The 1,811-nt window shown below is 49.3% G+C and carries 1 protein-coding gene; it reads left to right on the forward strand.

The genetic code is table 11. The features are described 5' to 3' along the window. Positions 1–115: 115 nt before the first annotated feature. Positions 116–1,411 carry an IS110 family RNA-guided transposase gene (locus KQX66_RS36315; protein WP_216798378.1) on the forward strand — a complete coding sequence of 432 codons (1,296 nt, stop codon included), beginning with the start codon at positions 116–118 and terminating at the stop codon, positions 1,409–1,411. The last annotated feature ends 400 nt before the right edge of the window (positions 1,412–1,811 follow it).

Raw genomic sequence — 1,811 nt, forward strand, 5'->3', positions numbered from 1 at the left:
GAGGAGCCATTCCTGTAATGAAGTAATTTGAGCTTTGAACAAAAAAAGCGCCTCTTGTATACTGGGAAACGTTCCGACCAAAGAACAAATCCCACATACGAAAGAGGCACTCAACATGAAGTATAAACTTAAGCAAAAGCAGAATCAACGCATTACACGAATTACAGAATCAACATTGGTCGTTGGCGCGGATATCGCAAAGAAAATCCATGTAGCTCGTGCTGTAGATTTCCGCGGCATCGAGCTCGGGAAAGATTGTGTCTTCCACAACGATGCAGCGGGGTTAACGAAACTATCGGCGTGGATGAAGGATCTCGGGCAGCAGCATGCGAAGACGGAAATCGTCTTTGGCATCGAGCCCACCGGACACTACTGGTTCCCGTTAGCAGCGTTTCTAGAGGATCAAGGCATTAAGATTGTCGTCGTGAACCCGCACTATGTCAACAAAAGCAAGGAACTCGAAGACAACTCACAGACGAAGAGTGACTACAAGGATGCTAAGGTGATCGCGGATCTCATTCGGAATGGAAAGTACTCCGAACCGAGTCTGCCGACGAAAGAGTATGCGGAGCTAAGGATCTTGATGAATCTCCGCGAGAAAGTGTCGGCAAGCTTGACGCAAGTGAAGGGTCGAATCGGGAATTGGTTCGATCGGTTCTTTCCGGAGTACGTTAGCGTCTTCAAAAACTGGGACGGTAAGGCCTCACTCATGACGATGAGAGAGTTCCCGTTACCCGCCGAGATTGTTGCTATGGGTGCTAGGGGCGTCCTGGAACGCTGGAAGACAGAAGTGAAGCGTGGCGTGGGAATACGTCGAGCAGAGAAGCTCTACGCAACAGCTTCGACATCGATCGGACTAACGGAAGGCGTAACAGCAGCCAGAGTGGAACTGACGGCGTTGTTGCAACAATTCGACCTATTCACTGAACAACTCGAAACGATCATGGCCCAGGTGATGCAGATTCTCGAGAGCATTTCAGGTACTGCTCAGATGCTGACGGTACCGGGTGTCGGAGTGTTAACGGTAGCTGGGTTTCTAGCCGAAGTTGGTGATATCCACAACTACGATCATGGGCAGCAAATTATTCGTTTAGCCGGTCTGAATCTGAAAGAGAACAGTTCTGGTAAACGCAAGGGCAAAACAGGAATAAGCAAGCGTGGGCGCTCACGCCTCCGGGCTCTGCTGTTCCGGGCAGTCATGCCGATGGTTGCGAAGAATGCCGCATTCAAGGCGTTACATCAGTACTATACAAGACGAAGCCAGAACCCACTGAAGAAGAAGCAATCGATTATCGCGTTATGTGGAAAGCTGATCCGAGTCCTCTTTACATTGGGGACAAAACAGAAAGAGTACAACGCTAGTGATGTGATTGGGCCGGTTCGTCAGGCTCAGATGCAATTGGCAGCTTAAGCAAAGCAAAGACCTGTAGTCTCAAGTAATCTCACGATTCAGCCAAGACAATGGAAGCACTGGAGCAGCCGAAGAACTACAATCCATAAGGGCAACGACCCTGCAGAGGAGCAAGAATCGGCATCCACCCCTTGAGAGGCAGAACGAAGGAATGTAAGGGCATAGACCCAGCGTGACATGGGAGGGTAAACCCCGAGGGTGAATGTGGATATCCAAAGGTGCGATCATCATCTAATTCACAAGGTTAGGAATCCGACATCCTAAGCTCTGTTCCCGCCTACGCTCTGATCGAAAATCAATGCATAGGCTACATTCTCCACTACCGCCGCTCAAGCTGTCAAAGTTGAAATATTGAGATTCAGTGAGAAAACAGGAGAATACATTACTTTATAGTGGGAGG

Origin of the sequence: Paenibacillus oleatilyticus, from assembly GCF_018998565.1 — a bacterium.
In the GTDB taxonomy this organism is placed as follows: domain Bacteria; phylum Bacillota; class Bacilli; order Paenibacillales; family NBRC-103111; genus Paenibacillus_G; species Paenibacillus_G oleatilyticus.